Here is a 23,270-nt window from a genome sequence, read left to right as displayed (position 1 = left end):
TGCCTTTTGGCATATTATTATTAAAAATATCGCCTTATCGCGATATTCCGGTTAGCTTCCCGTTCTCAAAATAAAAATAGCTTTGGATGGCTGTTTCGCCGTAAACCCATTGCTCCTTGCGGATATTGCCTATAACACTTTTATTGCGCTTGGTGGGCCGCCCTTCAATTAATTGCACGGCATCCATCGGCATACCTATTTCGGTACGGCCTGCTTTTACCGCCGCCCAGGTTTTATCGCTCAGCTTATACTTGGTTTGCGGGTTTTCGGTGAAGAATTTTTCGATGAATAAATCCGGCAATTCTATTGTCGAATTGGTACCACTCATATTTGCATTCTCATAGCCGACCCGGCCTTTATCATCTTTAAATATAATAAAAACAGGCACGTTATTACTATATGATGCCAACACATCAATCACCATAACCTTTGCAAAACGTGCATTTTCAATAACAGTACCTTTATCAGCATATGGATCACCTACCACATACTTTTTTATATTCAACCATAACGGTTTGTTAATTAAGCGTTTTTTTGTACTTAGAATATCATATATCGGAGCAAGCTCTGTAAATCTTTCTCTAATAATCTCACAGCGATATTCAGTTCCTGAACTATCTATAAAAAATCCTTCCTTTTCGTTTAAAGAGGTTAGTTTTAAAAGTTTACCCTCGCCTTCCTTAGCTGATATATTTTTAGATGCACCTTTTAGAAACAAATTTGAGTATCCATCTTTTAAAAAAAGATCCATTAATGGTAATACAATGTATGTCTCTCCTACAGTTTCCGCTAACGTACGATAAGGTAGCGGCCCATAAAGGAGTTTGTCCTCCGACTTTTTCTCTTGTTTAACCGCGGTTTCTGCGCTTGCATAGGCACCTCGTTTTATATAACCATTACTTTGTGCAGATGCTAAGTTTGCAAGCGCTAAAAAAACGACGGTGATAAATGATGGGGATATTCTTTTGTTTAATTTTCTCATCTTGATATTCCAGTTAGCTTTCCATTCTCAAAATAAAAATAGCTTTGGATGGCTGTTTCGCCGTAAACCCATTGCTCCTTGCGGATAGTGCCTACCACGCTTTTGTTGCGCTTGGTTGGCCGCCCTTCTATCAACTGTACGGCATCCATCGGCATACCTATTTCGGTACGACCGGCTTTTACCGTTGCCCAGGTTTTATCGCTCAGCTTGTATTTGGTTTGCGGATTTTCAGTAAAGAATTTTTCGATGAATAAATCCGACAATTCTATTGTTGAATTGGTGCCGCTCATATTTACATTTTCATAACCTACCCTGCCCTTATCATCTTTACATATAATAAAAATAGGCATCTCATTGCTATAAGAAGCCAAAACATCTATCACTATAACTTTTGAAAAACGTGCATTTTCGATGACTGTACCTTTATCTGAATATGGATCTCCAACTACAAACTTATTTACATTAAGCCATAATGGCTTATTAATTAAAAGTTTGCGAGAGTTTTCTATGTCTGATAATGGAGCAAGTTGAGTAAATGTTTCTTCAAAAATTTTGCAAATGTATTCTACACCATTACTATCTGTAAAAATTCCTTCATTTTCATTTACAAATATCAACTTTAATTTTTTACCGGCTCCTTCCACAGCATCCACATTTTTTTTGTCACCTTTTTTGAAAAGCTCTCTGTAACCTGATTTCTCATCATATTTGGATAAGGGTAATGTTATGTAAATTTCACCTATAGTTTCTTTTAAAGTACGATATGGTAATGGGCCATAAAGAAGCTTACCTACTTGGTTTTGCGTTTCTTTAATCTCAGTGGATATGCTGGTTTGCGTATTGTTATTTTGTGCAGAGGCAATAGTTACAGTTATTCCGAAAACCAATGTAAAAAAAGATTTATGCATTTTGCTAATTTTTTTGGTAAATATAATTAGCGAAAATGATATTGCCAAACAATGTTTAAAAACTACAGGTTAACACGGTCAACCGTTCGGGCAAGGATACTTTGCTGTGTGTTAATGTCCTTAACATCAACATATACGGGCGGAAAGTTGTTAATAATTTGGTAAGCCAGCGTATTGGCCATTTCCTTAACATCATTTACCGGCTGGCTGTAGTAACGGCCGGCGTTGCCGCCATCGGTATAAACACCGCCAAGCGCATAAGCCGGCGAAGTATTACCCGTCGAAAAATCGCGACCGCCGTATGCCACATTTATGGCGCTTACCAGGTTGCGTGCCCAGGGGTTGCGCATAGCTTCAGAAACCACTACCGCCTCGCCCGAACGCAGGTAGGCATTGGTATCATCTGTACGGCTATAGCCGCCTAACAGTGCCCCCCGCCCGTCGGACATGAAACGACCGCCACGGGCATAACCCGGTTTTTGCTTCACAATATCGGCAATGGATGTAGCGCCCTGCGCGGCCATGAAAGCCGCCTGGGCTATACCCAGTGCCTGGCCGATAAACGGAATGCCTGAATAGGCTTGTAACGATTCCATAATGGCTTTACGCGTACTGATAATAATATCGCCAACGGCGGTGGCTTTTTTGGCTATAAAAGCGGCCTTAAATATGGCTGAATCCTTTTTGGAGTTTTTGAGTACGTTATCCAGAAACTTATCGCCCAGGAGCATACGCGATTGCGTGAGCTGCATCTCAATATCAAACTTTTGTTTGGCGAATTTTTGCTGCATGTCAACACTTTGTATTCCGGCCAATTGTTCGGCTACTTTTATGACATCCAAGCGTTTTTGTAATTGAATTATCTCTGAATTTTCCGCGCCATTAGCATATTGCCCTGTAGGCGTTTCGGGTTGGGCGTTGTTTTGCTGGCTGTTTGCGTTTATTTCGTTTTTCTTTTGGGTTTGGCGGATTTCGTACTGCTCTTTCCACTTCTCCATCCCTGCCAAAAGTTTTTGTTCTTGTTCTATAGATTCAGTCAACTCTGCTATCTTAGTTATATCGGTTGATTTAAGCCTTCCTCGGTTCTTTAAATTGCTTTTAATCTGCTTTTCTAATTCATCATGCTTCTTTTGATAGGCAGCTAACTCTTCTTTACTTTCCAGTTCAATTAATTTGATAGCCCTTTCCCGTGCGTCAGTAATATTTTCAACCTGTAAACGCTCAATCTGCCGCTGGTAATCCTCAAGTTTTAGCAGTTCCTCATTTTGGTAACGGGTAGTTATACCGGCCAATACGGCGGCGCGTTCCTTTTCAAGCTGCTCAATGGTTTTTTTGTGCCCTACATGCTTTTTTACCAGGGCATCAAAATGGTCGTTAGTTTCCTTAACCTCTTTGGCGTAGCCGCTCAACGTCAGGGCAGTTAAGCGGGCTATAGAGGCAAGCTCTTCTTCCTCAGCTTCCTTATTACTATCCTTGTCAATCTTGTTTTTATCCTTTACAAACTGTTTGTGTTTTTTTAAACGGCTATCAAGCGTTTTTACTATTGTGCTGGTATTCTTTACTTCGTTATCTGCCGCACTATCTGAATCTTTTTTATTGTCTTCGTAAGCTTTTTTGAATTCCTTCCCGGTTTTTTCGGCAAACTCTTTTACGGTGTTCAGGCCATTCTTTATCTTATCGGTGCCGTTGGTTATGCCTGTACCCATTTGTATCAGGCCATCACCCATCTTTTTAATATCGCCTTTAAACAGGCCGTCAAAAAACACGCTAACTCCTTTAAAACGGTTGCCAATGTTATCCAATACCGCGTTCCATACCTTTTTAACGGTTTCGGCCGGGTTCATTACAGCATCAACAATGGCTTTGCCGAAGGACATAAAAACACCCTTTACCCCATCAACTACTTTGCCCACGGCGTTAAGGGCAACTTTCAGCATGGCAACGCCCTGCGAACTTTCGGTAAAATACTCCACTAACGATTGCAGCACCAATACCAACAAACCAAAGCCTGTTGTTTTTATGGCCCCCCCCACGCTTTGAAAGCCTGTTTTTACGGCACCCAGCCCGGTCTTCATCGCGTTAAAACCTTTGGCGGCATCATCAAGAACACTTTTTTGCTTTTCGTCGAATAATTCTGATTTTTCAACCGAGGCTTTGATTTGGTCAAATGATGATTTTAGGGCATCCAGCGAGTGTTTTTGGTAATCAAATGCCTCACGGCTTTTGGCTACTTTTTTCTCCTGATTGTCTATTGTTTTGTTAAGGTTTACAATTTGTACATTCAGATTATTTACCTGGCTGATATTGCTGCCCTGTGTTTTTGAAAGTTCATCGTATTCCTCTTTTATAGACTCAAGCAGCTCCTTGTTCTGCTTTATTAAATTGCTGTTTGAGTTAAGCACTTTCGAGTTTTCAGCCATCTGGCTGTTAGCCTTTTTGAGTGATACCTCGGCAGCAGCAACACGATCAGTAAAATCATCAAATGATTTTACTCCCTGCTTCATGATAACCGTTAGCTCGTTTATACGCTGACGTACCTCATCCAGCAATTCCAAAGTTTTTTTTGATTCCTCATTTAAGGAATTATCCTGACCGGGCCTGCCCATACCCGATTTATTATTACTATCAAGCATATTCATATATGTTTTAAATGCCAATTGGCATAATTTATTAATACCGAAAGAAACTTTTCTTTCGGTGTGCAATTAATTTTGAATGCTCGTTAACTTACCGTTGCGAAAATACAGGTAGCTTTCGCCGTATATCCACTGGTCGGCAGTACCGGCACCGGTTGAGCGGTTAATCTTGTCAGGAAAGCCACGGCTCAGTTTTACCTGGTCTTCCGTCATACCAATTTCTGTAACTCCGGCCTTAATCTTCGCCCACATAGCGGGTGTAAACTTGTAAGTAAGTTTAGGATCTTTTGTGAAGAAAATATTTGTGAACCTACGTGTAAATAAAAATTCAGGGGCTGAATTAGTGCCGCTTACAAGAACATCAGTCAAGCCAACCTCACCGTTTTTAGTTTTAACTATAAACCTTGCAGGCACACTTGATAGATAACTTATTACAATATCAGTCACTAAAACGGGTTCAAATCTTAGATTTTTTATTGGTGTGTAAGATTGCTTTTCTTGATCGAAAGTATAAATCTGATCTTGGTTCAACCATAGTGTTTTACCTAAAAACAATTTTCTGGCCTGATCAATATCATACACAGGTACAATATCTTTTATAGATCCCTCAAATAATTGCGATGTATAATCCATCCCCACACTATCTTTAAAATGTGCATATTCATTATCTAATGATTTTAATATCAATATTTTTCCTTCACCTTCTGTTTCTAAAACCTTTTTATCCCGGTCAAAAACAGTGCCTGTTGACAAATATGTATAACCATCAGCAGCAAACCGCTTCATTAAAGGCACAACTACGTATTTTTCTCCAACTGTTTCACTTAACTCTCGGTATTTTACAGGGCCGTATAAAAACTTGTCTTCCTTTTGAGCAGGCTTTTCCTGCGGGGTTTTACCTATGGAACCGCTTTTAATGTAACTGTTATTTTGGCCAAAGGCTGTATTGATAAACAGCGTAGTTAAGGTGATGAGTATAATCTTTTGCATTGAGGTTAATTTTAATTTTGAATACTGGTTAACTTACCGTTGCGAAAATACAGGTAGCTTTCGCCGTATATCCATTGGTCGGCAGTACCGGCACCGGTTGAGCGATTGATCTTGTCAGGAAAACCACGGCTTAGTTTTACCTGGTCTTCCGTCATACCAATTTCTGTAACTCCGGCCTTAATCTTCGCCCACATGGCGGGGGTATACTTGTAAGTAAGTTTGGGATCTTTAGTAAAAAATATATTTGCGAATCGATGTTTGAATAAATATTCAGGGGATGAGTTTGTGCCACTTACAATAACATCCATTAATCCAATTTCACCTTTTTTATTCTTTAATATAAACCTTATTGGTACGCTTGAGTTATAGCTTACCACAATATCAATCACTGTAACCTGTTCAAATCGTAAATTTTTTATTGGCGAATAAGATTGCTTAATTTCATCAAATATGTATATCTCAGTTTGATTCAACCACAATATTTTATCCAAAAATAACTTGCGCGCTTGTTCGATATCATATACTGGTACAAGTTTATTTATATAACCATTTAGTAAATCGGATACATAATCATTACCCAAGCTATCGATAAAATGAGCATACTTATCATCTATAGATTTTAATATCAACACTTTACCTACCCCCTCTGCTGCCGACAGCTTGGTATCAAAATTGTAAATTGTTCCTTTGGATATTGATCTGTAACCGCCTGATGCTAATTCCTTCATAATAGGAATTATTAAATATTTTTCGCCAACTGTTTCTCTTAACTCTCGGTATTTTACAGGGCCATATAAAAACTTGTCTTCCTTTTGAGCGGGCTTTTCCTGCGGGGCTTTACCGATGGAGCCGCTTTTGATGTAACTGTTGTTTTGACCGAAGGCTATAGCAACGGATAAGGCTGTTATTATTGTTAAGAGTATTTTTTTCATCAGTTTAAAAATGATTCTTTTTTACGTGATAAACATAAAAAATGTTACTCATAAAAACTAATATAATTAGCATTACAATCTTATCAACTCAACCTTTGTGGGCTGTCCTTTACGCCAGCTATCTATTTTGTTGATGTAGTAATACGCGCCATCCTGTTGCAGGTAAACGGGTATAAGCAGGTCAAGCTCCAGTACATCGCGCGGGGTAAGCGTAAAGTAGCGTACCACCTTTTTAGTTTGCTGCAATACTTTTTCCAGCTCAGCGTAATACCGGCTTTTAGTACCCGGGTATGTTGTATTGCCGTCAAACATATCAGCATAACATAAATGCTGCTCTGCTCCTTCCTTGTAAAAGTAGGGTGTGCTTATGTAATCGTTTTTTACGATAACCTCATTAGTACCATCGAAAAACTTAATGGGTGTTGCATCACTAATGTAGCGTATTTCGTTTACAAGCAGTCGGGGCGACACTTCTATGCTAAAATCATCACCTTCCTGCTCCATCATCCTGATCTGCGCCACCGGCCCACCAATGTATGGCGTGTTAAGGCTTGGTGCAAAAGGAGATTTAAATAACTCGGCCGATGCCGGTAACGAGGCGTCCTGAATATCAATCTGCGCCTGGCCAAACTTTGGCGGTATGGCATCATCCTCTTCAAACAGCATGTAATTCATCTGGGCATAATTACCTAACTGGTAAGTGATCTGTTTGCCCTGGTCAAGGCATTTGCCGGTCCAGTCTTTAGCGTTCGGAATATTCTTCACAATATCCCGCAAGCTCGAAAAAACGATCGTACGTTCAACCGCGTTGGTTTGGCAAATAATACCGAAGCGTTGCAGTATATCCTTCAAAAAATCTTTCTGACTCAGATCAGGCAGTATACGTTCGCATTGTACGGTTTGGCCGTATTGCACATCCTGGTTAATGGGTTTTATGGTGAGCGAAGCACCCTGCTTTAAAGTGAAGCCCGAAGGGCGGTCGCCAAAAAATTCGTAATCCATCCGCAGACTATCATTTTTTTCAAGCGGGATTTCAAGTGACAAGGTTTGATTTCTGAATATCCGTGATCCCACCTTCAAAGCCTTTATTGTGATGGTATAATCGGCCGAGAGATCAAAAAACATTTCCTGCACAATCTGTTCTGTACCCTTACGGTTTACCCTTAAAATAAATTTAAAGGTTGAGTTAGGACTGCCCTTATACACTCCCGTAAATATAAATTCAGGTATAAAAAACTTAACCTCTACTTTCATGGTTTCTATGGCCGTAAAAGTCGTTCCGTTTTTAAACTGCTTCCCTTTGTCGGCATCTACACGATTGAATTGAACAGTCCCCTTATTACTGTGAATATCCGGATGCTGCCTTGAAAAATCGGATGCTAATGAAACGGCGGAACTCAATTCATCCGGTTGATTCTGATAATCAGTACCGTGCTCCCATTTACTATTGCTAAACTGGCATATCAATTTATCATACAACAGATCTTTTGTTAATGAGCCGCTCGCCCTGTAACCGGTTGACGATACCAGCATATTGACCGCTGTTTTCACAAAAAAACCGGGGCGTAGCTGGCGTACGTTAATTTCGTGCTGGCCGCCCGCCGGGTTGTAGGTAAGTTTACCATAATCAACAACCGGGTAAATCCAACCTTCGGTATTTTGTTGTGATGATATTACACTATGCAGGTTCCACTCATGATCGTGCGATTGCCAGAACAATTGTTTTCCGTACTTACTCCACTGGCTGGTGCTATCGCCCATCTCGTAAATTTTGCCGCCCAGCGCATCAAAAAAATCAACATTTCCTGATAGTATGGTGATGTTCACAACATCATTATCAATACTATTAAGCTCGGCAATGCCATACGGAATAACCTCTAAACCATCCTGCACCAGCTTGGCATTGTATCGTTTGTATAACTCACCTGTATTAAAAGCCACATCATCCGGAAAACCCAATATGCGCCGGTTACGCTGTGTTAAGGGCAGCTTAAACTGGTTAGAGGTATTGCCTTGCTGGTTTTTAACCTCACCAAGGTTATTGATCTGAAAAGTTAAGGCAATGGCGTTATCGTCGGCCAGGTCAACCAATTGATCGTTTATAAAAAGTTGCATGGTATATGTTTATTATTGTGCCTGAATGTTGATGGCCGGCATATTAAAGGTGATACTGAATGGGGCCTGCCCGTTCCGGGTTTCGTATTCGCTATAAGTAGCGGTATTTACTACGATGGTTTGCCACTTGACCGGATTTTTGCCCACCAGCATTTGCACCTTTGGCGAGTACTTGATGGATTGCAATCCTTTAATATCCTGAACTGGCAGGTCCTCGGCCATTACCTTTACCTTTTGACCCGCGCTTTTGCTGATCACCTCCTCAATACCCTGCTGGTTTTCCCAATCGTGTACGTAATTTTTAATGATAACGGCATTCTGAACATCTAACGATACTTCCTGATTATAAACAAAGCGATAATAGTTCCATGAACCTGACAAGCCTATCCACCGCAGGTAAACAGAGGCATCATCAATGGCCTTATCTATCCTTATGGTTTGTAATTGTGTTACAGTTTGCTGCTGTTGGTTTGTGTCAACATATTTCAGGGCGATGGTAACGTAATGCGCTTCCGCCGGAAATTGCTGGTTAATAAGCAGCCTGTTAAGCCCCAATTGCGCCGGCACTGAAACATCACCTGTTGTTTGCCTTGAGATTACCATTTTACTGCCATCCTGGTTAAGCAGCCACGAACCATTCTCGTTGAGCAGGTACTGGTTTTGCAAGGCGCCGGGCAGAGGCTGCCGGTTAACGTCGAGCAATTTTAGTTCACAAAACAAAGCCAGGCCCAGCATATCCTCACTGTAAATAAAACCAACATCAAACGGATAACCATTACTGTACGCAGGCTCTATAAAATCGGCAATCCATTTTGCACGTAATGACGGACCCGCGACCGATTTAAATGGCACGTATGCTGCCAGGTTGCCGCCATGCTTTTCGCCCAATTGTTTGGCCGCGTACAGCACATAGTAGTTGCCTGCCACAACAGTGTATTTGGATTGAGTACCATTGGCATATTTACCATCCCATACCTCATCATAAGCAATACTGTAGCTGGCGCTCAGGTTGGTATCACGGTGATTAACCTGGGTGTAATTGCTACTATCCTTTACCTGCAGCAGGCTTTGCAAAAAGGTAGATATATCAGCCCTGGTAAGGCCTGTGCCATCCGGACGATGGGTAGCTATAATGGTTTGTTCCTGACCGGTGTCTGCATCCTGGTAAGTTATGCGGGTTTGCATTTTATAATAAGGACGTATACTGTTGATGTTAACAAACCCTGTTTGATTAATTTTATAAGGCGTATCGAGCACCAGCTTACCGGCATCTTTAGTTTTTACTTTAAATACACCCTGATATACCCCGCAGTTTATATATACTAAATCGTCGGCTTTTACCAGGCTCATGTCACCATTGATATGCAAACGGGCCTTATTGCCTTCATCACGAATATAATAACTATCAATCTTCAGCACATCAAAATCGCGCCGCTGGTAGCTGAATATCACCGGATTGAATGCCGCGTTCCAGCGGGAGGTATTATTGCCCACTGTAACAGATGGATCATCAATCAGCAACCCGGTTTGTATAGGTACTTGTATAGAGGTTTGCTGCGTACAGCCTAATGGGTTTCCATCTTTTACGGTTATTTGAACCAAACCACCGCGAAGGTTGGCAAATATTGGCGAGAGTTGAAAAGTGTCGCCGCCATCAATACTATAAGTTATAGGCCCGTAGCTTGATGCAGCATTAACAGTGATTTGCCCATCAGCAGCACCGGGAGCACTTTCCGGCTTGTTTACGGTTACGTAATTGATCTTCAAATCGCATACCGTAGGATTAACCGGTTCTGTTGCCGGGATAACTGATTTGATAGCGTAGCTTTTTGAATAGGATGAAATAAGCACGCCCGTATAATCATACCGGTATTCGCTTATCATCCCGCTAAAAATAAGGATGCTTTGGCCGGGTATGGTTACCGAATTGGTGATGAAACCGTCACCCTCAATCTCGTTGTAAAAAACAACGGTATTATTGCCATTAACCGCTGCGCCTGTATTGGAATCAGTTAAACGGATGTACACATTGGCGTAGGTTGTTTGGCCACCGTTTTGGTCGGGGTAGGAATAGGAGTAATCGGTTATATCAATTTTTGCGATTATAGCCATTTTGGGTTGATATTGAATTTTTAAGAATTGGTTGCGGCAAGCATTACATTAAGGGCCACACCGGTTGTATTAACATTGAACTTATTGTACAGGGGGCGGCACCTTGCCCTATCTCCTGGTTTAATTTTAAAGTACCTTTTAGTACCAACCCGATACGAAGCCGCCTTTTCAATAAATTGCGAAGCCATGGCAAGCGCCTGTGCAACATAGGTTTCATTATCGGCGGTGTACTCACCAAAGTCGGTTTGGTATAAAAACTCAAGCGTGAGATTAAACAGGTTGTCAACCTTTCCATTTATCTGTGGCGATAGCTCAATACCTTCAACAGGATACATAAATACGCAGGGAAATGTGGCGGCATCGGCCATGGTGTTCAGCTCATTTGCGGTGCCGTGTATAAACCCCGGCGCACCGTCCAGCATGTGTACAATAGCCTCGATATGATTGCGGATAGGCATAATATTATTTATTTTGAGATTGATTGATTTTATGATTTATTGGCCTGCAGCATTTCGGTATACCGGCGCTGATATTCGGCCTCAGTTTTGTTGAGCAGCAGCTTGGTAAGCAGCCTTTCGTAGGGCATATTCATGATGTCGTCCCATTTGGTAACGTCGCCGCCCGATAGCGCATTCAGGGTGTTAATGTGCTTAAACTTTTCAAACGCCTGTATTCCCGCACGTTTCTCCAAAGATGACGGAACTGCTGCCAAAAGCCTATTTTCTTCCTCGATAAGTCGGGATAACAGGTAAAAAAATGTTTGGCTATGGGCAGAGCCTCCGTTACCTTCATGGTGTTTATCACATCAATAAATGCCGCTGCCTCATATTCGTTGTATGGCTTTCCTGTAGCGCGGCAATAAAAGTATTGCGCCAGTAGCTTACCGCACGCCTGTAACGCCGGACTAAAATTGGCCTGCCAATCCGCCTCACCGAAGGCTTTTACATGCGCGGCAATTTCATCAGCAATAATATCCCGGGCTGCCCAATACGCTCCGGCCGGTTCAATTGCCAGATTATTTGAAACCTTTACTTGCTTAATATTGCCGTTGATGTTGAATGTAACCTTTTGTGGTATATTATCGCTGTTGTAAAGGTTTTTTATGGCAAAGGCCAGCTTTAAAATCTGTTCGTTAAAGATGGAAAGTTCCGTAGCATTGGTAACCTGCTTCAACTCGTCAGCAGGCACACCTGATAAAATACTGATGGCTTCAACATCACCTAAGTTTTCCGCAGCTTGCAGGGCAATCATTTGCTCCAGGGTTATCTCATCCAAATTTTCGGGCATACGGATGCTCAGCTTACCCTTGGGGGTTTGTACACTTTTTTCGATCATATAAATTTACTTAATCTGTTATAAAATACCATTGAGCAACGGGTCAGTACCTGTATGGCTTTGCCTTACAGGTAACTTTGAACGTACCGCGCCGTTATTGCTTATCCCGAGCTTGTTGAGCGCTACATAGCGCAGGGCATCTATCAGGTGGTTCCAGGCATCAACCGGCTCGTTTATAGTACGGCCTGCCCTGTCGCTTTTCCATTTATACCGGCCAAGCTCGTTACGTAAATTGGTACTGGCGCGGGTAATATTAATCTTGTACCGTTGCAAAATATCAATGGAGTTGGCTACGCTATCGGCACCCTTTTTTGCCGGACTGATGTACCAGCCCATACGCCTCAATTCTTCGATGGATTTAGGTTCGGCACTATCGGCAATCACTTCACTGTTAACACTTAGGCCATTATTCCGGAGCTTTGCACCTATGTCAGTATTGGTAAGCCCGTGCTCATAAAAAAGCTCATGCACCCATAATTCGCCGTTTTGCCGGTATACCTGTAAACAGGCTGTAGGGTCATTGGTAAAGCCAAAATCGAGGCCGGTGGCTATTAACCGCGCGCCATCCGGCACGGCTTCGCATACCTGCCAGTTGGCGAGTATCAGTCCGTTAATTTTGCCGGTTAGTCCACGTGCATAAACCTTCCATAATTCAGTATCAACATGTTTTAAAGCCTCAATTTTTTGTCGCACGGCATCATCCACAAAAGGGTTATGCCGATGGTCGGAAATGATGAGTTGCACACCCTGCCGGCCCAGTAATTTATCATGCACCCAAAATTCAGTATTGGGATTATAATCAATGTATACCCGCAATTTTGTACGCAGGGCGAGCTCGTTATACACTTCCCAACTGATGCCGTTGGCTTCGTTAATAAACAGATAATCCCTCTTTCCTGATTTGGCATCCTGGGCGTTGTCATAACTCCTGAACTCTATAATGCTGCCATTTGCAAACTCAAAAAAGCGATCGCTTTTATTGTAGGTTTTTACAGCGGCCATCAGCGGAACGTTACTTTTATATATATTAAGCGCATCGCGTATGGCACCGGCTTTCAGGTTGGGCATATCCTGCCCGCAAACGGTAATTACCAGCCCACCTGTTTCACAAGCCAGGCAAAACAGCACCTGCAATATGGCATAGGTTTTACCGGATGATGTACCGCCCTGGTTCACCACAATATGTGCAGATGAATGAAAATTATGATCAAATAATACAGATGTATCCATGTAAACAATAAAATATGAATTGAATGATAATTGGCATATATATTCAATTATAAACCAACTTCACCCTCGCTATTAGCGGGCAAAATACCCGTACTTTTTACTTCAATTTGTAATAGCGGCTGATTAATGCTTACGGAGCCATACGGTTGCTCACCACCCCAACCCATACTACGCAGGGCAAACACTGCCCCTGTTGGCGATGACAAATGCAAACGCTTTTCATACTCCGCTTCTATTTGCAACCTTGCCTTGCGGGCGGTTTCGGCAAAGCGCCCTTGCTGCTCATATATGCCGAATTCCTCCCTGCTGGTAAATCCGAGATAGAGAATCATCCCGCAAAAAGTGGGAGAATCAGCTTTTTTGTCAGTCGGAGGGATATCAGTACAAAATTGTCTAAAATAATTGTCGACCTTTTGTTGAAAGGCTGTAGACGATGAAAATTTGACAGGCATAGGTTATGTGAGTTTTAAAGAACATTACAAATATACAGATATTTCTTTATATATAAAGAATAATTTAAGAAATTTTTTAGAGCAAATGCCACTTTAACTTTTATTAAAAATTTAACTTAGTTAAATAATGTTAAATTGACATTTGGCCATGCTTTTGCTATTGTTTATTTGAGTTATTAATTTGTACTTTTAACTATAATCTGTCCGGATGGGAACTAAAAAGTTTACGCATTTATTTTTCTCCCTTTTATTGCTCGTTTCGGCGGTTATAAGTTCGTGCCGTAAAGATGAGGATCTGCAGAGTTTTAATAAAGATGCCAAAGACAGTACCGCCCTTGCCTCATCATCAGGAAGTTTTATTGCTACCTCCGGCGAATTAAGCATTACCTTTAACGACAGTACCTACGTTTTTGATGCCGCTACAGATAGCATTGCCTTTGTGCGTGTTGATACGGCCGGCAATCAATATTTTGGAATTACGGCCATTAACGATGATCATAGCATGAGCTTTGGCATAAGCGGCCTTGGCGAAGCGGTTAGCAAAGCCACCACAAAGGTTGAAGGCAGCCAGTTTTTATTTAAGGATGAAAAACTGGCCCCTACTTACACGCTAAGCAAATCAGCCCATGAGCTTGACCTGGGTAAGCTCTCGCTTAAAAAATATGTTAACGAAAAGGATGATGTTGCCGCAAAGGGCACCTTCACCACCTTCCTTGCATCAGATACCAGCAAAAATGCCGTACTTTATAAAGTTACCGGCAAGTTTGATATCAAATTCAAATAAACTTTATTCAGCTACGCTGAAGCTGGGATTATAGATCAGGCCGATCACGTTTCCCCACGGATCTTTAACAGTTGCCACCCAAATATCTCCACCTACGTTTTGTGGTGTTTCGTACGCGGTGGCACCAGCCGCGGTAAGGCGCTCAAATTGTGCGTTTATATCAACAACACCCCAATAAGTAACCACGTTATCGCCAAGTGTACTTTCGTCAGGCTGCAAACCAAGTTCATATCCACCAATGTTGAAGCCGATATAGTATGGCTCATCAAAATAAGGTTCAGCCTCAAAGGCCTTAATGTACCATTCTTTTGCCGCTTGCAAATCGGCCACTTTGTATATGGTGGTCCGTAATCCTAAAAATGCTTTGTTCATTTTGCTAATATAATTATCATTTTGCTGAATTCAAGCCGATTGTTTACTCATTATTAACTTATCAACCTTAGTTAATAATTTTTAATAATGGGTTAAAACACTGTATATCAATACAAGAAATACACCTATTCGGAATGTTTTTATTTTTTTTATGTAAATGTCAACAAATTAGTGTATATATTTGTAAAGTAATAACAAACACATCTGTTTATGGAAGATATTATAAAATTCAGAATTTTTTTAACCTTCCCGTTATTAGGCCTGCTTATTCCGGACCTCGGGTTGTTCTTAACCGGTTCATCAGCATTAGCTGCGCTACCTGTTACACATCGTATTATAGCATCAACATTGCTTATATGCATAGCGGTACTTACCGTTGGCATCTCGCTTTACAAAAAGAAACACAATATTGGAAAAACAGCCACACCTGTGTTTGACCTGTAAGCGAACAATGAATTAACCGCCCTGTATGCAGGTTTGTTGAACGGAACCGTGCAGGGGCGGCGCATTTAAAGCCCGATTATTATTAAGATAAATTTCTTACTTTTTCTCTGCCGAAGGCAAAATGCAATAATAACGCTGCTAATACCAGTACGCCACCTAACACTGATACGCCCATCCATTTCCAGTTTTGCCAGCACAGGCCACCGAGCCAGGTGCCCAACGCGCCACCTATAAAGTAGCATACCATATATACGGTATTCAGCCGGTTACGTGCCTCCGGGTGCAGGGCGAATATAATAGCCTGGTTGGTTATATGCATAGCCTGCAAACCCAGATCGAGCAGGATAACGCCAACAATAAGTCCGATAAAGTAGTAGCCATATACACCGAAAATCAGCCATGATACGGCCATCATACCTAATGTTATGGTGATGATGAATGACCGGCTTACTTTATCAGTAAGCCTGCCCACCACTGATGCCGCTATGGCACCGCCCGCCCCTATTATACCAAACGCGCCGCTTACATCAGCCCCTTTAAAAAACGGCGGCCCTTCAAGCAAAAACACAAGCGTTGTCCAAAACGCGCTAAAACTGGCAAAGGCCAGCATTCCACGCGCCGCGGCAAGGCGCAAAGCGGGTTCGGTGCGTACAAAGCGCACCAGCGACCTCATTAACGAGCCATACGTACCACTAAACTGCGGCCTTATATCAGGAAGCTTAATGAGCAGGGCTATCCAAAGCAAAACCATTAAACCCGCGGCTATAAAAAATATAGCCCGCCAGCCATAATGCTCTCCTACAAAACCACTCACTGTGCGCGACGTTAGTACCCCGATAAGCAAACCACTTACTACGGTACCAATGGCCTTGCCACTTTCTTCGGGCCTGGCCAATTGTGCTGCCAGCGGCACAAAAAGCTGCGGAATAACTGATGTTAGCCCGATAAAAAAACTGGCAACCATAAGCATATGTATACTCCCGGCCCAGCCGGCGGCTAATAAAGCGATTACGATAAATATAAAATCAACCAATATCAACTTTTTACGCCGCAGCATATCACCCAGCGGAATAATAAGCAGCAAACCGGTAGCGTAACCTATTTGCGTAAGCATGGCTATCAGGCTGGCCTTAGCTTCGGTTACTTTAAACTCCGCAGCTATTTTGGCAAGCAGCGGCTGGTTATAATAATTATTGGCCACCACCATACCCGCGCCAATGGCCATTAGCCAGGTAAGTGCCGGGGTAAGCGTGGGTTTTGTATTATTGTCAGTCATCATAATAAGTAGAACGCTAAGATAGCAACACCCTTAAAATGATTTGTCAGTATGTTATAAAATGTAGCAGCATGAACTTTTTTAGCCGGGTGACGTTATGATAATATGGATTCGGACCAAATACATTACCGCTATTTTAATAAGCTAAATAATAACACGCTTTACGTACAATCGTTAAGGCTTGACCCTGACTTGAATATTGATACCCAGTTACGTTCAAAATTTGATGAGCTTGCAGCCGAACATCATTTACAGGCCGATGAAATAGGCATGGAAAGCGTTGATGACCCATCTACAGTAAGCTAAATTTTTTCTGATCGATATACTTACGTACTTCGGGCGCTACCTTTGTACCGTACAATTCAATGGCTTTTAAAACCTGCTTATGCGGCGTATGGCCGGTAACCAACTGTGCCAGGAAACGGGTATTGCCAAACAGCTCATATTGTTCCAGTATCTTGTCAATAGCGTTTTGCACATCACCAACAACTAACGGCCCCTGCTCGCGCAGATAGTTGAATGACTCGCGGTTCATGGGTGACCAGCCACGATCACGACCGACACGGTTCATCAACGCCTCGTACGATGGATAGAACTCCTTTTGCGCCTGCCCGGTTGTATCAGCCACATAAAACTGCGAGCTTATGCCTAATTGCAGCTTGCTTACATCATGCCCTGCCTTTTCTGCCGATTCGCGATATAACTCAACAAATGTTATAAAGTGCCTGGGCGCGCTGCCTAATATGGCAATAATCATGGGCAAACCTAATGCACCCGCACGCTTGGCAGAGGCAGGCGTTCCGCCAACACCAATCCATACCGGTATTTGTTGCTGTAACGGCCGCGGATATACGCCCTGACCTTTTACAGGCGCACGGAATTTACCTTCCCAATTCAACTTCTCGCTTTCATTTATTTTAAGGAACATCTCCAGTTTCTCGGTAAACAGTTCGTTGTAATCATCAAGGTTAAACCCGAAAAGCGGGAACGATTCAATGAACGAACCCCGCCCGGCAATGATCTCTGCCCTGCCGCCGGAGATCAGGTCAACCGTGGCAAAATTCTGGAAAGTGCGCACCGGATCAACTGAACTGAGTACCGTTACCGAACTGGTGAGCTTTATATTTTTAGTGACAGATGCCGCGGCGGCCATCATTATCTCAGGCGATGATATTACAAAATCAGGGCGATGGTGTTCGCCAAAGGCAAATACATCCAGGCCAACTTCATCGGCAAGCTTTACTTCTTCTAATAATTGCTGCACACGCTCATGCGCATTTACCGCGGCGCCTGCTTTACCGTCAGGCGTTACCTCGCCAAAGGTGCTGATGCCTAATTCCATCATTATTTGTTTACGGGCGAATGATTTGTGGGCCTGAATATTTGCAGCTCCTCACCCTTACCGCGTATGCGCTGCGCCAAACGCAGGCTTTGATCGGATGTGAAATACTTGTACGCCCAATTAATAAATATCTGCAGTTTGTTTTTGATGCCTAATATTAACATTAAGTGCAAAAACATCCAAATAAACCAGGCAATGCGGCCTTTAAAGTGAATTTTTGGTTTCTCCAGATCAACCACCGCTTTGCGTTTACCTATTGTGGCCATTACACCTTTGTTATCAAACTCATAAGGTACCGGTGGGTCGCCGGCGGCTTGCCTGATCAGGTTTTTGGCCAAATGTTCACCCTGATCGCCGGCCACGCTGGCTAACTGCGGATGCCCGTTAGGATACTGATCTGTTTCCATGTAAGCAATATCGCCTATTGCATAAATATTACCTGAGCCAATCACCTTGTTAAACCTGTCAACATGTACACGGTTACCGCGGGCCACATTTTCGGGCGGGATACCATCAGGCAAATTGCCCCGCACACCCGCCGCCCATATCACTGTTTTTACGTTAATGATCTCACCGTTATCCTCAACTATCCTTTCACCATCAAACTCCTCAACACCGGCACCAAGTTTAAGTACAATACCCATATCTTCCAGGTACTGCCTTGCCTCTTTGCTTGATTTTTCGCTCATGTTTGATAGCGGGTTCTTGTTATGGTCAATGAGGTAAATGTGCATCAGATCCCAGTTCAGTTCCGGGTAATCTTTAGGCAAGGTATTCTTACGCATTTCGGCCAATGCCCCGGCAAGCTCTACTCCTGTTGGCCCTGCACCTACTATGGCAATACTCATTACACGGCTTTTCTCGGCATCGTCTTTTACCTCAAGCGCATCCTCAAAATTATTGATAATACGGTTCATCAGCCTCAGCGCCTCAAAGGTAGTCTTCATCGGGAAGGCGTGCGACTGGATTTGCTGGTTACCAAAAAAGTTGGTTTGCGTACCGGTGGCCAATACCAGCAAATCATACTCAAAATCGCATATATCGGTAACTACGGTATTTATTTCGGGCTTGATCTCCTCCACCTCGGCAAAACGTATGCGTACATTTTTGCTGTTGTGAAAAACCTTGCGTAACGGGAACGATATATTACTGGCCTCTAAACTGGCGGTAGCAACCTGGTAAAAAAGCGGCTGAAACTGGTGAAATGTTACCTTATCAAGCAACATTATATCAAACCCCTTTTTGTTATTTAATTCGCGGGCCAGTTTTAAACCGGCAAATCCTCCGCCTATGATAACTATCTTCATGTGGTGAACGGCTTAAATACACTACCACACAAGTTGGCAATTAGTTTTGGTTATTTATGTTAATATTCAAAAATTGACATGAGTTTAATCATAATATGATAATCAGTCAATATTGTTAGTCTTATTCAGGCTTCGCAGTTTTAAGCGTATATAAATGCCTGCCGGGGTTAGGTGCTGCTCTTTCCAATTGGCTGATATGGCTGCCCCCGGTTTAAGCAAAGCGGTGGTTTCATTCTTATCGGTAACGTTCCAGTTGGTCCAGCTTAACCGATTATCTTCCAGCCACTTTAACCACACATCAGTTTTACCTTTGTCAAAAACACCATTGCCGTCAGCTTCACCAACGCCCCACTCGGTTACAAACAGCGGTAGCTTATTTTTTATGGCCATGTTTGCCCTGTTACATAATTTCTGCTGATGATACGGGTCTGAAGCATAAAAGTGAAAAGAGTAGGCGATATTTTTAAACCCGGTAATAGGGTCGGCAGAAGCGATGTCCACATCCTGATCCCAATGCGGGCTCCCCACAATGATCAGGTTTTCGGCATCAAACTTCCGTATTGTTTTAATAATTTCAACAGCGTAATCTTTAACCACGGCCCAGCTCACCCTCTCGGGTTCATTCCATATCTCGTAAATTACATTGGGCGTACCCTTATATCTTTTCGCCATCATGGCAAAGAATTGCCTGGCTTTATCTATATTTTTATTGGCATGATGATCGTGCCAGTCAATCAGCACGTAGGCTCCTTTCCTGATAGCCTGATCGGTTACTGTAGTTATGAGTTGCAACTGCCGGGCAGAATCCTGCAGGTATCCGCCTTTAGGTTCAACCGCCATTGATACCCTGATCACTGATGCCTTAAAATCAGTACAAAGCCAGCTAATCACTTCGGGGTTATAATATTTTTGCCCCTGCCATATACTCCATGACATACTGATGCCACGGAGTTGCGGCGGATTACCATGCTCATTAACCACCCGCCCATTATCAACGCTAAGCCTGCCATTAGCTTTAACCGGGGTAGTAACCGTTTGCGAACATGCCGCCTGTGTCATCAGCATTAAAACTAAAGCGAACAGCATCGTAACCTTTTTCATTATTGGCGTATTAGTTATGGGCTTTAAACAAAAAACCCCTCAGTGAGAGGGGTTTTACTATTACATCAAATATAATTATAATGTTTTACCATCGGCATCAAGCTCTACAATAGGGTAGCCTAATTTTTGCAGGCCCGGTAAAACCCTGGCCTTATCGCCTACTACCAGTATCACCATTTTATCAGCACTCAGGTATTTTTTGGCAAGCGAGTTAATTTCAGCATTGCTGATATTGGTCAGTATCTTGTTCTGCTCGTCAACATAAGTCGGTTTCAGATCGTACTCCATCAGCATTGACAGGAAGTTGGCTTTTTGTCCGTTGGTTTCGTACTTACGGGCATCACTCTGGCCAATTGACTGCTTGGTGAATACCAACTCATCATTGGTAATACCTGTGGCGTTGTAGTTCTTGATCTCCTTAATAAATTCAACCACAGCACTATCAGTTGATGAGGCACGTACACCTGCGCTGGCTGTAAAGTTACCGCCAAATTTGCCTGATGCGAAACCCGAACGCGCGCCGTAGGTCCAGCCCTTGTTTTCGCGCAGGTTCATGTTAATACGGCTGTTGAAAGCGCCACCTAAAATGTAGTTGGCTATGCCCAGTTTATAATAATCGCCGGTTGCATCGTAATTCAAACCGCTCAGGTAACCAATACGGATCTCTGATTGTGCGGCATTAGGCACATCAACCAGGTAAAGGGTAGTTTTATCGAATGATTTTCCTTCGGCAGGTTTTGGCAGATCAACCTTTTTATCTTTCCAGGTATTCAGGAAAGCCAGTTTGGTTTTAACGGCGGCCTCGTTAATATCGCCAACCACAACCACCTTTGCCAATGATGGCACAAAGTAATTATCGTAGTAGTCCTGCACATCCTGCAAAGTAATACCCGGTACGGTTTGCTCATTACCTGTGGTTGAGAAGGTACGCACGTTATCAACCCCGTATAAAATTTTATTATACACGCTCGATGCAACACCGGCAGGCTGGGTTTTAGCTTGTTTAAAGCCTTCCATTATCTGTGTTTTGTTACGGTCAAGGGCTTCCTGGATAAATTTAGGGTTAAACAGTTTTTCCTGTAACAGGGCGATTGTTTTATCCAGGTTTTTGGTCAGGGATGATACCTCTATACCAATGTTATCAGTACTTGCATACGCGCTGATATCGCTACCCAGTTTTTCCAGCTCGGCATTGTACTGCTCGGCAGTGTAATTCTTGGTATCTTCATTCAGCATACGTGCCACTATGTTGGCCAAACCTGCCTTTTGCGGGTTGTTGATAGCCCATAAGCCACCACCATCAATTGAAAGTGATATGGTTACTGTCGGGATCTCCTTGGTATCAGTACCTACCATTCGGATACCGTTGGCTGTTTTAGCCGTCCATATAGCCGGAACTTTGATGGCCGGGTTAGCACCGGTGCCGGGTACTTTGGCACGGTCAAAGTTATCCTTAGCTTTGGCATATTTCAGCCCGTTATAACCGTAATCGGGTGCTTTGTAGCCTGCTTTATCAATGGTATAATTGTCAGCGGCTACAGGCTGCACAGTACCGCCTTTTGGCAATACGCTTAACACTACAGCCGGTTTGCCTTTTACGTATTGGTTGTATACACGCATTACATCAGCCTTGGTTACCGAGCGGATATCATTCAGCTCCCTGCCGATCTGATTTGGGTTACCGGTAAAGGTTTGCGCTGCGGCTAATTCAGATACCTTACCGCTGATGCTTTGCAGGCCGTTGATGTAGTTAGCCTCGGCACTGGCTTTAAAGCGGGTCAGGTCATCATCACTAACACCTTTTTTCTCAAACTCGATCAGTGACGAATCAACCAGCTTTTTCATGTCAGCCAATGACTGGCCCGGGAATGGCACAATGCGAATGCTGATCTCGCCCGCCAGTTCGGTATTTGACGAACCCATGTACGCCTGAGCGGCTTTGCGGGTTTTTACAAAGTTTTTGTAGAAAATAGAATTTTTACCCTGACCGATGATATTTGAAAGCACATCAAGCGCCGACATATCCTTGGCATACATTTTAACACCCGGATAGCTTATGGACAGCAAAGGCAGCTTGGCATAGTTATCAGTGTATGATACGTACCGATCAGCCTTTAGCACCGGTGCAGGTAAGCTTACATTTTTAACTTCGGGGCCTTTTGGTATGCCGCCAAAGTATTTGCTAACCCAGGCAAGGGTTTGTTTCGGGCTGATGTCGCCACCTATGGTAATGGTTGCATTATTTGGTCCGTACCAACGTAAAAAGAAGTTCTTTAAATCGGCCAAACTAACGGCGTTTAACTCCTCAATGTAACCAATGGTTAGCCAGGAGTACGGGTGCCCGTAAGGGTATAATGCTTTTGACGAATACTCGCCTACCAAACCATACGGGCGGTTATCATAATTTTGGCCACGCTCGTTTTTCACGGTTGCGCGCTGCACCTCAAATTTTTGCTGGGTAACAGCATCCAGCAAAAAACCCATCCGATCCGACTCAAGCCAAAGCATTTTTTCAAGCTGATTGGCAGGCACGGTTTCGTAATAGTTGGTACGGTCGCGGTTGGTTGAGCCGTTAAGGGTACCACCCGCCGCGGTAATGATCTTGAAGTGATCGCCGTTGGCCACGTGGTCTGAGCCCTGGAACATCATATGCTCAAAAAAGTGCGCAAAGCCTGATTTACCTATTTCCTCGCGGGCCGAGCCTACGTGATAGGTAACGTCAACGTGTACAATGGGGTCTGAGTGATCTTCGGTTAAAACTACGGTAAGGCCGTTAGGCAAAACATATTTTTCGTAAGGGATAACCAACTCGGTACCTTTACGGGTAACCTTTTCAATGAGTTTAGGTTGCGCCTGTTGTGCATTAGCGGTTAGCGATGCCGCCAATACCGATGCTGCAAGCAAGAAGCTTTTTAGAGGTCTGGTCATTTTTTAGTATTTAATCAACTGTAA

The 23,270-nt window shown here is 43.0% G+C and carries 21 protein-coding genes; 3 read left to right on the top strand and 18 right to left on the bottom strand.

Annotation, left to right across the window (positions count from 1 at the left end; all coding sequences use genetic code 11):
• Positions 1–34: 34 nt before the first annotated feature.
• From LJ707_RS12670 to LJ707_RS12615, 12 genes are all read right to left on the bottom strand, one after another.
• Positions 35–982: a DUF2845 domain-containing protein gene (locus LJ707_RS12670; RefSeq protein WP_228951479.1), complete on the bottom strand. Its 948-nt coding sequence runs from the start codon at positions 980–982 to the stop codon at positions 35–37.
• Complete coding sequence (locus tag LJ707_RS12665) at positions 979–1,890, bottom strand: DUF2845 domain-containing protein (protein WP_228951477.1); 912 nt, start codon at positions 1,888–1,890, stop codon at positions 979–981. The genes LJ707_RS12670 and LJ707_RS12665 overlap by 4 nt, the downstream gene beginning before the upstream one ends.
• A 62-nt stretch (positions 1,891–1,952) precedes the next feature.
• Complete coding sequence (locus LJ707_RS12660) at positions 1,953–4,523, bottom strand: hypothetical protein (RefSeq protein WP_228951475.1); 2,571 nt, start codon at positions 4,521–4,523, stop codon at positions 1,953–1,955.
• 72 nt (positions 4,524–4,595) lie between these two features.
• Positions 4,596–5,516 (bottom strand): hypothetical protein, encoded by a 921-nt coding sequence (locus LJ707_RS12655; RefSeq protein WP_228951474.1) that lies wholly within the window; start codon positions 5,514–5,516, stop codon positions 4,596–4,598.
• Positions 5,517–5,527: 11 nt separating this feature from the next.
• Complete coding sequence (locus LJ707_RS12650; RefSeq protein WP_228951472.1) at positions 5,528–6,448, bottom strand: hypothetical protein; 921 nt, start codon at positions 6,446–6,448, stop codon at positions 5,528–5,530.
• 72 nt (positions 6,449–6,520) lie between these two features.
• On the bottom strand, positions 6,521–8,563 hold the full coding sequence (locus LJ707_RS12645) for a hypothetical protein (protein ID WP_228951469.1): 2,043 nt from the start codon (positions 8,561–8,563) through the stop codon (positions 6,521–6,523).
• A 12-nt stretch (positions 8,564–8,575) separates the two neighbouring features.
• A complete protein-coding gene (locus LJ707_RS12640) occupies positions 8,576–10,675 on the bottom strand; it encodes a SprB repeat-containing protein (protein WP_228951468.1) in 2,100 nt (699 codons plus the stop codon).
• Between the two features lie 20 nt (positions 10,676–10,695).
• Positions 10,696–11,133 (bottom strand): hypothetical protein, encoded by a 438-nt coding sequence (locus tag LJ707_RS12635; protein WP_228951466.1) that lies wholly within the window; start codon positions 11,131–11,133, stop codon positions 10,696–10,698.
• A gap of 29 nt (positions 11,134–11,162) precedes the next feature.
• The gene (locus LJ707_RS12630; protein ID WP_228951464.1) at positions 11,163–11,366 is read right to left on the bottom strand and encodes a hypothetical protein; all 204 of its coding nucleotides are present in this window, start codon (positions 11,364–11,366) and stop codon (positions 11,163–11,165) included.
• Positions 11,309–12,010 (bottom strand): hypothetical protein, encoded by a 702-nt coding sequence (locus LJ707_RS12625; protein ID WP_228951456.1) that lies wholly within the window; start codon positions 12,008–12,010, stop codon positions 11,309–11,311. Before LJ707_RS12625 ends, LJ707_RS12630 begins: the two co-directional genes overlap by 58 nt.
• Before the next feature lie 18 nt (positions 12,011–12,028).
• On the bottom strand, positions 12,029–13,240 hold the full coding sequence (locus LJ707_RS12620; protein WP_228951454.1) for a PBSX family phage terminase large subunit: 1,212 nt from the start codon (positions 13,238–13,240) through the stop codon (positions 12,029–12,031).
• A 47-nt stretch (positions 13,241–13,287) separates the two neighbouring features.
• Positions 13,288–13,692 (bottom strand): terminase small subunit, encoded by a 405-nt coding sequence (locus LJ707_RS12615; RefSeq protein ID WP_228951452.1) that lies wholly within the window; start codon positions 13,690–13,692, stop codon positions 13,288–13,290.
• 208 nt (positions 13,693–13,900) lie between these two features.
• On the opposite strand from LJ707_RS12615, the gene LJ707_RS12610 reads away from it, so the two are divergent.
• The gene (locus LJ707_RS12610) at positions 13,901–14,476 is read left to right on the top strand and encodes a hypothetical protein (RefSeq protein WP_228951449.1); all 576 of its coding nucleotides are present in this window, start codon (positions 13,901–13,903) and stop codon (positions 14,474–14,476) included.
• Between the two features lie 3 nt (positions 14,477–14,479).
• Here the strand turns inward: LJ707_RS12610 and LJ707_RS12605 are convergent, their stop codons facing one another.
• The gene (locus tag LJ707_RS12605) at positions 14,480–14,848 is read right to left on the bottom strand and encodes a VOC family protein (RefSeq protein ID WP_228951447.1); all 369 of its coding nucleotides are present in this window, start codon (positions 14,846–14,848) and stop codon (positions 14,480–14,482) included.
• 210 nt (positions 14,849–15,058) lie between these two features.
• On the opposite strand from LJ707_RS12605, the gene LJ707_RS12600 reads away from it, so the two are divergent.
• A complete protein-coding gene (locus LJ707_RS12600) occupies positions 15,059–15,292 on the top strand; it encodes a hypothetical protein (RefSeq protein WP_228951445.1) in 234 nt (77 codons plus the stop codon).
• An 82-nt stretch (positions 15,293–15,374) separates the two neighbouring features.
• Here LJ707_RS12600 and LJ707_RS12595 read toward each other — a convergent pair whose 3' ends face one another.
• On the bottom strand, positions 15,375–16,571 hold the full coding sequence (locus tag LJ707_RS12595) for an MFS transporter (protein WP_228951443.1): 1,197 nt from the start codon (positions 16,569–16,571) through the stop codon (positions 15,375–15,377).
• A gap of 102 nt (positions 16,572–16,673) precedes the next feature.
• Here LJ707_RS12595 and LJ707_RS12590 point away from each other — a divergent pair, with 102 nt between their 5' ends.
• Entirely contained in the window at positions 16,674–16,874 is a 201-nt protein-coding gene (locus LJ707_RS12590) for a hypothetical protein (protein ID WP_228951441.1), read from the top strand.
• Here the strand turns inward: LJ707_RS12590 and LJ707_RS12585 are convergent.
• The 4 genes from LJ707_RS12585 to LJ707_RS12570 form a co-directional block, all read right to left on the bottom strand.
• Entirely contained in the window at positions 16,861–17,913 is a 1,053-nt protein-coding gene (locus LJ707_RS12585; RefSeq protein WP_228951439.1) for an LLM class flavin-dependent oxidoreductase, read from the bottom strand. The two genes, LJ707_RS12590 and LJ707_RS12585, sit on opposite strands and share 14 nt — an antisense overlap.
• A complete protein-coding gene (locus tag LJ707_RS12580; protein WP_228951437.1) occupies positions 17,913–19,217 on the bottom strand; it encodes an NAD(P)/FAD-dependent oxidoreductase in 1,305 nt (434 codons plus the stop codon). The genes LJ707_RS12585 and LJ707_RS12580 overlap by 1 nt, the downstream gene beginning before the upstream one ends.
• Positions 19,218–19,319: 102 nt before the next feature.
• Entirely contained in the window at positions 19,320–20,318 is a 999-nt protein-coding gene (locus tag LJ707_RS12575) for a glycoside hydrolase family 5 protein (RefSeq protein ID WP_228951435.1), read from the bottom strand.
• Positions 20,319–20,393: 75 nt separating this feature from the next.
• A complete protein-coding gene (locus LJ707_RS12570; RefSeq protein ID WP_228951433.1) occupies positions 20,394–23,246 on the bottom strand; it encodes a pitrilysin family protein in 2,853 nt (950 codons plus the stop codon).
• Between the last annotated feature and the right edge of the window lie 24 nt (positions 23,247–23,270).

Origin of the sequence: Mucilaginibacter sp. UR6-1, assembly GCF_020880975.1 — a bacterium.
Classification (GTDB): Bacteria; Bacteroidota; Bacteroidia; order Sphingobacteriales; family Sphingobacteriaceae; genus Mucilaginibacter.
This window is presented reverse-complemented; position numbering and strand designations above follow the sequence as displayed.

Excerpts from the sequence above, each read along its gene's own strand:
- LJ707_RS12670 (WP_228951479.1), bottom strand. The coding sequence starts at position 982 with ATGAGAAAATTAAACAAAAGAATATCCCCATCATTTATCACCGTCGTT.
- LJ707_RS12665 (WP_228951477.1), bottom strand. The coding sequence starts at position 1,890 with ATGCATAAATCTTTTTTTACATTGGTTTTCGGAATAACTGTAACTATT.
- LJ707_RS12660 (WP_228951475.1), bottom strand. The coding sequence starts at position 4,523 with ATGCTTGATAGTAATAATAAATCGGGTATGGGCAGGCCCGGTCAGGAT.
- LJ707_RS12655 (WP_228951474.1), bottom strand. The coding sequence starts at position 5,516 with ATGCAAAAGATTATACTCATCACCTTAACTACGCTGTTTATCAATACA.
- LJ707_RS12650 (WP_228951472.1), bottom strand. The coding sequence starts at position 6,448 with ATGAAAAAAATACTCTTAACAATAATAACAGCCTTATCCGTTGCTATA.
- LJ707_RS12645 (WP_228951469.1), bottom strand. The coding sequence starts at position 8,563 with ATGCAACTTTTTATAAACGATCAATTGGTTGACCTGGCCGACGATAAC.
- LJ707_RS12640 (WP_228951468.1), bottom strand. The coding sequence starts at position 10,675 with ATGGCTATAATCGCAAAAATTGATATAACCGATTACTCCTATTCCTAC.
- LJ707_RS12635 (WP_228951466.1), bottom strand. The coding sequence starts at position 11,133 with ATGCCTATCCGCAATCATATCGAGGCTATTGTACACATGCTGGACGGT.
- LJ707_RS12625 (WP_228951456.1), bottom strand. The coding sequence starts at position 12,010 with ATGATCGAAAAAAGTGTACAAACCCCCAAGGGTAAGCTGAGCATCCGT.
- LJ707_RS12620 (WP_228951454.1), bottom strand. The coding sequence starts at position 13,240 with ATGGATACATCTGTATTATTTGATCATAATTTTCATTCATCTGCACAT.
- LJ707_RS12615 (WP_228951452.1), bottom strand. The coding sequence starts at position 13,692 with ATGCCTGTCAAATTTTCATCGTCTACAGCCTTTCAACAAAAGGTCGAC.
- LJ707_RS12610 (WP_228951449.1), top strand. The coding sequence starts at position 13,901 with ATGGGAACTAAAAAGTTTACGCATTTATTTTTCTCCCTTTTATTGCTC.
- LJ707_RS12605 (WP_228951447.1), bottom strand. The coding sequence starts at position 14,848 with ATGAACAAAGCATTTTTAGGATTACGGACCACCATATACAAAGTGGCC.
- LJ707_RS12600 (WP_228951445.1), top strand. The coding sequence starts at position 15,059 with ATGGAAGATATTATAAAATTCAGAATTTTTTTAACCTTCCCGTTATTA.
- LJ707_RS12595 (WP_228951443.1), bottom strand. The coding sequence starts at position 16,571 with ATGATGACTGACAATAATACAAAACCCACGCTTACCCCGGCACTTACC.
- LJ707_RS12590 (WP_228951441.1), top strand. The coding sequence starts at position 16,674 with ATGGATTCGGACCAAATACATTACCGCTATTTTAATAAGCTAAATAAT.
- LJ707_RS12585 (WP_228951439.1), bottom strand. The coding sequence starts at position 17,913 with ATGATGGAATTAGGCATCAGCACCTTTGGCGAGGTAACGCCTGACGGT.
- LJ707_RS12580 (WP_228951437.1), bottom strand. The coding sequence starts at position 19,217 with ATGAAGATAGTTATCATAGGCGGAGGATTTGCCGGTTTAAAACTGGCC.
- LJ707_RS12575 (WP_228951435.1), bottom strand. The coding sequence starts at position 20,318 with ATGAAAAAGGTTACGATGCTGTTCGCTTTAGTTTTAATGCTGATGACA.
- LJ707_RS12570 (WP_228951433.1), bottom strand. The coding sequence starts at position 23,246 with ATGACCAGACCTCTAAAAAGCTTCTTGCTTGCAGCATCGGTATTGGCG.